We start from the raw sequence: 8467 nt of genomic DNA, 5'->3' as shown, positions 1-8467 counted from the left end.
GTGGTGACGCCCGCAGCAAAGCGGAGAGCTGTCGCGTATCTGGTGAACCAACATCGGATGAGTGAAACGCGGGCGTGTAAAACCATCGGCTTTTGCCGAATGACCAGATGATCGTCGCCGTGTGGTGCTGGACACCATTCGTTTCGAGCTTGGGGATGCCGAGTTTGAAAGACTGGTATCGCTGGCCAAGCAGCGCCACCCACATCTGTTCGTGGGAGGTGGCGGAGGCTGAAGCGGCTTCGACCCCTCGAGCTCGTCCTGCTCTCATCTATCGTGAGTGTCGGCATCGCCGGCGTCTGGATCTGCATGGCATGGAGGGCAGCGCTGTGACCGATGCGCCCGAAAAGCACACCTAACACCGTGAACGAGTTCTACCAGGCGTTCGGCGTGAGCCGGACCCATTTCTACGAGCAGACCAAGGCAGGACTACTGAAGGTTCGGAAGGCTGGTCGCACGACACTCGTTCGAGCCGAAGACGCCAAGGAATGGCTCGATAATCTGCCGGAAGGCTGCCAGTAATCTGGCGGCTCTCAAACCAATTGCACCACAAAAGCATTGTGGGGAAGGTTGTGGGAAAGAACAGCTGAAAAGCCTAAAAGGAGAATAAAAACAACTCGGTAGCGGGTGTTTCTGGCGGAGAGAGCGGGATTCGAACCCGCGATACGGTTCCCCGTATACACACTTTCCAGGCGTGCGCCTTCAACCACTCGGCCACCTCTCCGCGGGCGCATGCATCGTCGAACGAAGCAGTACGCCGGCGCTCATCTAGTCGATCCTGCGACGAATGCCAAGCCTTCCGGACACATGTTTTTGGCTGGCGCAACATTTGCGCGCTCAAGCCTGCTCGTTCGGGGCGGATCGGCCGAAATTTATATAGGACGATTGCGCTGCGTCGCAACGCGCCATATCTCTTTGGGCGAACCCGAGCCCAGAGGATTTGAACTTGCGCTTCCTGTTCAGGCTTGCCGCAACGATCGCGCTGGCCGTCGCCGTCATCATGGCGGTGGTGGATGCCACGCGCACGGTCGCAGCCTCGCATCCGGTCCTGACCCCGCTCTCCACCAGTTGGGCCTCCGTCTCGCCCCATACGCTGGAGCGCTTCGAACACTTCATCCAGACGAAGGCCAGCCCCATGATGTGGGACCCGGTCGTGGTCACCATCCTCAATCAGCCGGGCTTTGCGGTCTTTGCCGTGCTGGCCTTCCTGCTTTACGCGATCGGCCACAAGCCACGCCGGCGCAGCCAGCGGGCGGCAGCCGGGCAATAATGGGGTGCACTGGCGATAGCGCAACGACGAACCGGGCGTGACGACAGGCGCGCCAAGAAAGGAAGAAAGCCATGTTTTTCCTGAGCGATATCCTGAACAAGAAGCTGAAGCTGCCGTCCGAAGCCGAGGCGCTGCGCGGCCGCGACCAGCCCATTCCGACCGCGACCAACCACTATGTGTCGAAGCACCCGCTGAAGGGGCCCTATCCGGAGGGCCTGGACATGGCCATGTTCGGCATGGGCTGCTTCTGGGGTGCGGAGCGCCTGTTCTGGCAGATGAAGGGCGTGTGGGTGACGGCCGCGGGCTATGCCGGCGGCATCACGCCCAACCCCACCTATCAGGAAACCTGCACGGGATTGACCGGCCACGCCGAGGTCGTGCTGGTGGTGTTCGACCCCAAGGTGGTCTCCTATGCCGAACTCCTGAAGACGTTCTGGGAGAGCCATGACCCCACCCAGGGCATGCGCCAGGGCAATGACGTGGGCACCACCTATCGCTCGGCGATCTACACTTTTGGCGATGAGCAGTACCAGGAGGCCGTCGCCTCGCGCGATGCCTATGAAAAGTCGCTGCGCGGCGCCGGTCGCGACAAGATCACCACAGAGATCAAGCCCGCGCCCGAATTCTACTTTGCCGAGGAAGACCACCAGCAGTATCTGGCCAAGAATCCCGACGGCTATTGCGGGCTGAAAGGCACGGGCGTGAGCTGCCCCATTCCGCAGGCGGTTCAGGCACAAAGCTGATCGCCGCCAGCGCTGGTAACCATGAAAGACTCTAGGCTGGGGAATTGCCGCAAGCGCTTTCCAGTTGGTCAAGATTCCGCGTGAATTTTGTTTTTTGCCGTGCAACAGTGGCGCGCAAGCGGGAGGGCCTCTCCTGCCAAGCGTCGGCTGAGCACGGCAGCCAGGCGCGTAACGGATAAACCTCACAGGGTGTGGATCAAATGAAGCGCATTGTTCTTGGCCTCCTGGCCGCCACCGCACTGGCCTTCCCGGCACTCGCCGCGGACGTCAAGCCGGCGATCATCTACGATCTCGGCGGCAAGTTCGACAAATCCTTCAATGAGGCTGCCTTCCACGGCGCCGAGAAGTTCAAGTCCGAGACCGGCATTGCTTATCGTGATTTCGAAATCCAGAACGACGCCCAGCGTGAGCAGGCGCTGCGCAAATTCGCCGAGGACGGCAACAACCCGATCGTGATGGCCGGCTTCTCCTGGGCCGCGACGCTCGAGAAGGTCGCGCCGGATTTCCCGGACACCAAGTTCACCATCATCGACATGGTGGTCGACAAGCCGAACGTCCGTTCGGTGGTCTTCAAGGACAATGAGGGCTCCTACATCGTCGGCATGCTGGCGGCCATGGCCTCCAAGACCAAGAAAGTCGGCTTCGTCGGCGGCATGGACATCCCGCTGATCCGCAAGTTCGGCTGCGGCTATGTCGGCGGCGCCAAGGCTGCCGGCGCGACCGACGTGTTCTACAACATGACCGGCGACACCCCGGCCGCCTGGAACGACCCGACAAAGGGCGGCGAAATCGCCAAGTCGCAGATCTCGCAGGGCGCTGACGTGGTTTACGCCGCTGCCGGCGGCACCGGCGTGGGCGTGCTGCAGGCAGCCGCTGACGCGGGCAAGCTCGGCATCGGCGTCGACTCCAACCAGAACGGCCTGCAGCCGGGCAAGATCCTGACCTCCATGATGAAGCGCGTCGACGTTGCCGTCTACAACGCCTTCATGGACACCAAGGACGACAAGTTCACGCCCGGCTTCAACAATCTCGGCCTCAAGGAAGGCGGCGTCGACTACGCCATGGACGAGAACAACAAGGACCTCGTGACCGAAGAGATGAAGGCGGCCGTCGAAAAGGCCAAGGCCGACATCGCCGCCGGCAAGATCGAAGTCCACGACTATATGTCGGACAACGCCTGCCCCTATTGATCGGTAGGAAATCAGAAAAGAACCGCCGGCCAACGCCGGCGGTTTTTCTTTGTGCGGACCTACCGCCGCCGCGTGACAAATGCGGCAGGTTGCCAGCCTGCCGAATGAAAATGCCGGTTCGATTTCGCCGCGAGGGGAGGGCGCATGAACGACACCAGGACACGTCTGGCCGCAATCGCCATGCTGTTGCTGGCGGGCGTGCTTGCGGGCACGCAGCTTGGCAAGATTGCGCCGCTCGTCGACTGGTACAGAAGCGAAGCCGGCTTCTCGCTGGTGCTGATCGGCTGGCTCACCTCCATGATCAGCATTTTCGTGGCGCTGGTGGCGCTGCCGACCGGCTGGGCCATCGAGCGTGCCGGCATGCGCCGCTCCTTCGTCGCCTCGGCCGTCGTGATGGCGGCCGGCGGCCTGGCGCTCGCCTTTCTCCATGATCCGTGGGCCATCCTCGCAGCGCGCCTGGTGGAAGGCATCGGCTATCTGGTGCTGGTCATCGTCATTCCCGCGCTGCTCAATTCCATCGCCCCGCCGGCTTGGCGGGCGCCGGCGCTGGCGATCTGGGGCGGCTTTGTTCCCGTCGGATTTGCGGTGGCCGACTTTCTGGCGCGCGGGATGCTGCCGGTGGCTGAGCCGAAGTACTTCTTGCTGGTGGCCGTGCTGGCCTTCGCCTTTTTCGCGCTCCTGGGGGCGATGCTGCTCGGCATGATCGGCGACCCGGATGCGAGCGCGCCCAAGGCTGCGCCGCTGGAGGCTGGTTTCGCCGGGCAGATCAGCTTTCCGGTCATGCTCGTGGCGCTGGCCTTCGGCTTCTACGTCATTCTGTCGGTCAGCTTCTTTGCCTTCATGCCCGCCTTCGTGGCGCTTCCGAATGCGAATATCGCGCTGTCGGCCGGCCTGATCGCGCTCATCGTGCCGATCGGCAATGTGCTGACCGGCGTGCTGGTGAGGGGCCGCGACGGCCGCTTCGTGCTCATGCTGGCCGGGATCGGCTTTGCCGCCAGCCTTGCGGCGGCGGTGCCGGCCTTTGCCGGTTCGGCCCCGGCTCTGGCGACGCTCGCGGCGGTGGCCATCGCCATTGCCGGCGGCATCGTCGCTTCGGCGCTGTTTGCCAGCATTCCGACAATCGTGCCGGCTGGAAAATCGGCCTCCATCGCCATCGGGCTCGTCTGCCAGGCGGGCGGCATCGGCACTGTCATCGGACCGCCGCTGGCGGGCTATGTCATTGAAACCTATGGCTGGTCTGGCTTCGGCACCTTCCTGGCGATGAGCGCGGCGATCGGCGGGCTCTGCCTGCTGCCGCTGGCGCGCATGCGCCTGCAAGAAACGGAGACGGCCTATGCCGGTCAGGATACGGCCGGCTGAGCCGTCCGCGGCGGAAATCGCCGCGCTGGCCAAGCTCCGCCACGATGCCTTCTTCGTCGGCAGTGATCGCTCTTTGGAGCAGGATCGCAGCGAGCTTGAAAGCTTCGTCCGCAATCAGGGCTATGAAATCGCGCTCGTCGCGGAACAGGATGGCCGGCTGGCCGGCACCTGCCTGTTCGTGCGCGAGGAGATCGACCCGCTGCACGATGTTTCGCCATGGCTTGCCGGGCTCGTGGTCGCGCCCGAGTTTCGCGGGCAGGGGATGGGCAGATTGCTGGTCAAAGCGGTCGAGGCGCATGCCCGCTCGGTCGGTTGCGAACGGCTGCATCTATACACTTCGAGTGCGGAGGGTCTTTACGCCTCGCTCGGTTGGCAGGTGGTCGAACGCGTGCCCGACGGCGACGAACTGTCCGTCCTGATGGCGAAGGATCTCTAGCGCGCCGCTGCTATCCCACTGGCACCTTTTGCGTGCGGCGCTTGCGGATGCTGATCTGTCCGGCAACGGCGGTTTCCGCGCGCGCGTCCGTCTCGTCGCGCTCCGCATAGAGCCAGTCGATGAACACCTGCGCCACCGGAGCCGAGCGCACCTCGGTGCGGCAGGCGACATAGAAGGCGTCGGCCGCCGGCACCGACAGGTTGAACGGCGTGACCAACTGGCCCTTGGCCAGCAGGCCGCTCGCGGTAACGGAATCGCCGAGTGCTACGCCATGGCCATGCAGCGCAGCTTCCGTCGAAAGCCGCGCGTCGCTGAACCGGTGCTGCTGGCCGCGCGTAAGATCCAGCGCGTCGGCGGCCGCCAGCCAGGTATTCCATTCGCGCCCGTCGTCGCCATGCAGCAAGACGTGGTCGGCAAGGTCGCGGATGGCGCGGATCGGCCGGTTGTTGATCAGCGTCGGGCTGACCACTGGGAACAGCTCGAGGTCGGACCATTTTCTGAGCCAGCAATCGGTCCAGCCACCGGTCCCATAGAGGATGCAGATGTCGATGTCCGGCGAGCGGATGTCCTGCGGGTCGTTCGAGGCGGTGAGCCGCAGGCTGATGTCGGGAAAGCGCGCCGTGAAGCTCGACAGGCGCGGGATCAGCCAAAGCGACAGAAGTGCGGGCACGCAACTGACCGAAAGCCGGCCCGAGCTGGTCGGCCGCGTCATGCGCGCGGTGGCCGCCGCAATGCCATCGAAGGCGCTTGAAACCGCGGGCAGCAGTTCGGCGCCCTGCGGGGTCAGCTTCAGTCGCCGGCCGCTGCGCTCGAACAGCCTGACCTTGAGCGATTCCTCCAGCGCCCGCAGCTGGTGGCTGATGGCGCCATGGGTGACGTTGAGCTCGCTTGCGGCCTTGCTGAGCGAGCCGAGCCGGGCTGCGGCCTCGAAGGCGCGCAGCGGGTTCAGGGGTGGCAATCGCTTGCTCATAACGGTACCGCGTTTGGCATCTATCTGTGAGAAATTCTAACAGATGAACCTGTAACAATATCAATTGATTTTTCAACGCGGCCACCGCAACAATCCGTGCGGAGCTAGAAGACGCGTCCTGCGGCTTTCGAGGGGAGGAAGAACAGGGTTTTGGGCCTGAGAGATCTTCCTTTGTCCGTTCGGCCAGGACGCAAAAGGAGGTTTCAGTATGGGTTTTGACCGTAGCAAGCTCGACGCGCTGCGCAGCAAATATGGCGAGAGCCATGGCGGCGACATCTTCGATCCGCGCTTCCGGAAAGTAGCCGACAAGATCTTCACCAAGGGCGGCACGCGCCGCGCCCCCTATGCCGGCATGCCGACGCTCTTGAGTGCGCCGCATCTGCCGGTCGATTTCGCCAATCCGGATTTCGAGGACCTGCAGGTCGCGCTGATCGGCATGCCGATGGATCTCGGCGTCACCAACCGTCCGGGCTCGCGCTTCGGCCCGCGCGCCCTGCGCTCCATCGAGCGCATCGGGCCTTACAACCACGTCCTGGATTGCGCGCCCACTTTCGATCTGCGCGTGGCCGACGTCGGCGACGTGCCCTTCGCCACCCGCTACCGGCTCGAGCAGAGCCATGACGACATCGAAGCCACGATCGCCAAGATCGTCGGCGCCGGCGTCATTCCGCTGTCGGTCGGCGGCGACCACTCGATCACCCACCCGATCCTCAAGGCGATCGGCAAGGACCGCCCGGTCGGCCTGATCCACATCGACGCCCATTGCGACACCGGCGGCCTGTTCGACCAGACGAAGTTCCACCACGGCGGCCCGATGCGCAACGCCGTGCTCGACGGCGTGCTCGACCCGTCCCGCACGATCCAGATCGGCATTCGCGGCTCGTCCGAATATCTGTGGGAGTTCTCCTACGAATCCGGCATGACCGTCATCCATGCCGAGGAAATCTCGGAGATGGGTATCCCGGCAATCATCGAGAAGGCGCGGCAGATCGTGGGCGACGGCCCGACCTATGTGTCCTTCGACATCGACAGCCTCGACCCGGCCTTCGCGCCCGGCACCGGCACGCCGGAAGTCGGCGGCTTCAGCACGCGCGAGGCACTGGAGCTGCTGCGCGGCCTCAAGGGCCTCAACCTCGTCGGCGGCGACGTAGTCGAGGTGGCGCCGCAGTATGACGGCACCACCAACACGGCTCATGCCGGCGCGCAGATGCTGTTCGAGATCCTGAGCCTGATGGTGTTCAGCCCGGCGGTGAAGCGCTGAGACTGCAAGCCTTGTCCCGATTGCGTCGGGGCAGGGCGTCCGGTGTGGCGCTAGCCCACGGAACAGGACATAAATAAGCCAAAATGAAGATGCCGGCGAAACCGGCGAGAAAGAGGAGAACGAGATGAGCGAAATTCTGAAGGGCGGCATCAGCCGTCGCACCATGCTCAAGGCAGGCGTCGCTGCCGCGGGCGTGCTTGCCATGCCGGCCGTCTTGCGCGCGCAGGAGAAGTCGCTGAAGGTCGGCGTCTATGGCGGCTATTTCAAGAAGTCATTCGACAACCACATCTTCCCCGAATTCACCAAGGCCACCGGCATTGCCGTCGAGTCCATCGCCGAGCCGACAGGCGAGGCATGGCTGGTGCAGCTCGAGCAGGCCGCGCGGGCCGGCCAGGCTCCGGCCGACGTTTCGATGATGTCGCAGGTTGCCACCCTCAAGGGCCAGGCGACCGAGCTTTGGACGCCGATCGACATCTCCAAGATCAAGCATGGCGGCGACCTGCTCGACCGCTTCATCAACAAGTACCCGGATGGCCGCATCGCCGGCATCGGCGCGGTGGCCTGGTTCATCACGCTGGTCACCAACACCAACGTCTACAAGGAGGCCCCGACCTCCTGGGACGCGCTGTGGGATCCGGCCAACAAGGACAAGCTCGGCCTTCTGGCGCTGGCTTCCAACTCCTTCCTGCTGGAAGTGACGGCCAAGACCTTCATGGGCGGCACCAATGCGCTCGACACCGAGGAAGGCCTGCTCAAGGCGTTCGACAAGCTCGCCGAGGTCAAGCCGAATGTGCGCCTGTGGTATCGCGACGAGGCGCAGTTCGAGCAGGCGCTGAAGTCGGGCGAAATCCCGATGGGCCAGTACTACCATGACGTCACCGGCCTCGCTGCCGCCGACGGCCAGCCCGTGCGCTCGACCTTCCCGAAGGAAGGCGGCATTCAGGACTCGGGCAACTGGGTCATTTCGCGCGCTTCCAAGAAGGCCGAAGAGGCTCACGTCTTTATCGACTATATGAGCCAGCCCTCGATCCAGGGCCTGATGTCGCGCAAGGTCGGCACCGCGCCGACGCTGAAGAAGGACGTGCTGGACCTGAAGCCGGAAGAGTTCGCGGCCGTGTCGTCGGATATCGAACCGATCATCCCGCGCTACGACCTCTATACGACCAAGGCCGACTGGATCAACGAGAAGTGGACCGAGCTGATCGTCGGTTGATAGTCGACTTCAAGCATTTCATCGCGGC

The 8467-nt window shown here is 63.7% G+C and carries 10 protein-coding genes and 1 tRNA gene; 8 read left to right on the top strand and 3 right to left on the bottom strand.

Features of this window, described 5'->3' with window-relative positions; translation table 11 throughout:
• Nucleotides 1-199: hypothetical protein (locus tag C7I85_RS31445; protein ID WP_210203104.1), on the bottom strand; the 199-nt coding region annotated here is incomplete at its 3' end.
• 161 nt (nt 200-360) lie between these two features.
• On the opposite strand from C7I85_RS31445, the gene C7I85_RS28850 reads away from it, so the two are divergent.
• Complete coding sequence (locus C7I85_RS28850; protein ID WP_245445153.1) at nt 361-519, top strand: helix-turn-helix domain-containing protein; 159 nt, start codon at nt 361-363, stop codon at nt 517-519.
• A gap of 112 nt (nt 520-631) precedes the next feature.
• Here the strand turns inward: C7I85_RS28850 and C7I85_RS28845 are convergent.
• Nucleotides 632-721, bottom strand: a tRNA-Ser gene (locus tag C7I85_RS28845).
• A 276-nt stretch (nt 722-997) separates the two neighbouring features.
• Between C7I85_RS28845 and C7I85_RS28840 the strand changes: the two genes are divergently transcribed.
• From C7I85_RS28840 to C7I85_RS28820, 5 genes are all read left to right on the top strand, one after another.
• A complete protein-coding gene (locus C7I85_RS28840) occupies nt 998-1267 on the top strand; it encodes a hypothetical protein (protein ID WP_106727444.1) in 270 nt (89 codons plus the stop codon).
• 71 nt (nt 1268-1338) lie between these two features.
• Complete coding sequence (gene msrA / locus C7I85_RS28835; protein WP_106727439.1) at nt 1339-2010, top strand: peptide-methionine (S)-S-oxide reductase MsrA; 672 nt, start codon at nt 1339-1341, stop codon at nt 2008-2010.
• A gap of 200 nt (nt 2011-2210) precedes the next feature.
• The gene (locus tag C7I85_RS28830; RefSeq protein WP_106727438.1) at nt 2211-3200 is read left to right on the top strand and encodes a BMP family lipoprotein; all 990 of its coding nucleotides are present in this window, start codon (nt 2211-2213) and stop codon (nt 3198-3200) included.
• A 144-nt stretch (nt 3201-3344) separates the two neighbouring features.
• The gene (locus tag C7I85_RS28825; protein WP_106727437.1) at nt 3345-4559 is read left to right on the top strand and encodes an MFS transporter; all 1215 of its coding nucleotides are present in this window, start codon (nt 3345-3347) and stop codon (nt 4557-4559) included.
• Nucleotides 4534-4995, top strand: coding sequence for a GNAT family N-acetyltransferase (locus C7I85_RS28820; RefSeq protein ID WP_106727436.1), 462 nt, complete (start codon nt 4534-4536; stop codon nt 4993-4995). The genes C7I85_RS28825 and C7I85_RS28820 overlap by 26 nt, the downstream gene beginning before the upstream one ends.
• 10 nt (nt 4996-5005) lie before the next feature.
• On the opposite strand, the gene gcvA is transcribed toward C7I85_RS28820, so the two are convergent.
• Nucleotides 5006-5965 (bottom strand): transcriptional regulator GcvA, encoded by a 960-nt coding sequence (gene gcvA, locus C7I85_RS28815; RefSeq protein WP_106727435.1) that lies wholly within the window; start codon nt 5963-5965, stop codon nt 5006-5008.
• 208 nt (nt 5966-6173) lie between these two features.
• Between gcvA and speB the strand changes: the two genes are divergently transcribed.
• Together speB and C7I85_RS28805 are read left to right on the top strand one after the other, a co-directional pair.
• Nucleotides 6174-7226, top strand: coding sequence for an agmatinase (gene speB, locus C7I85_RS28810; protein WP_106727434.1), 1053 nt, complete (start codon nt 6174-6176; stop codon nt 7224-7226).
• 124 nt (nt 7227-7350) lie between these two features.
• Complete coding sequence (locus tag C7I85_RS28805) at nt 7351-8439, top strand: ABC transporter substrate-binding protein (RefSeq protein ID WP_106727433.1); 1089 nt, start codon at nt 7351-7353, stop codon at nt 8437-8439.
• Nucleotides 8440-8467 lie beyond the last annotated feature (28 nt).

It is taken from the genome of Pseudaminobacter soli (ex Li et al. 2025), from assembly GCF_003012705.1.
Classification (GTDB): domain Bacteria; phylum Pseudomonadota; class Alphaproteobacteria; order Rhizobiales; family Rhizobiaceae; genus Pseudaminobacter; species Pseudaminobacter soli.
Note: the sequence above shows the minus strand (reverse complement) of the source record. Positions and strands in the feature narration are given on the sequence as shown.

Bases quoted from the DNA above. Each gene is read 5' to 3' on its own strand.
- C7I85_RS28840 (WP_106727444.1), top strand. From the start codon at position 998: ATGGCGGTGGTGGATGCCACGCGCACGGTCGCAGCCTCGCATCCGGTC.
- msrA (WP_106727439.1), top strand. From the start codon at position 1,339: ATGTTTTTCCTGAGCGATATCCTGAACAAGAAGCTGAAGCTGCCGTCC.
- C7I85_RS28830 (WP_106727438.1), top strand. From the start codon at position 2,211: ATGAAGCGCATTGTTCTTGGCCTCCTGGCCGCCACCGCACTGGCCTTC.
- C7I85_RS28825 (WP_106727437.1), top strand. From the start codon at position 3,345: ATGAACGACACCAGGACACGTCTGGCCGCAATCGCCATGCTGTTGCTG.
- C7I85_RS28820 (WP_106727436.1), top strand. From the start codon at position 4,534: ATGCCGGTCAGGATACGGCCGGCTGAGCCGTCCGCGGCGGAAATCGCC.
- gcvA (WP_106727435.1), bottom strand. From the start codon at position 5,965: ATGAGCAAGCGATTGCCACCCCTGAACCCGCTGCGCGCCTTCGAGGCC.
- speB (WP_106727434.1), top strand. From the start codon at position 6,174: ATGGGTTTTGACCGTAGCAAGCTCGACGCGCTGCGCAGCAAATATGGC.
- C7I85_RS28805 (WP_106727433.1), top strand. From the start codon at position 7,351: ATGAGCGAAATTCTGAAGGGCGGCATCAGCCGTCGCACCATGCTCAAG.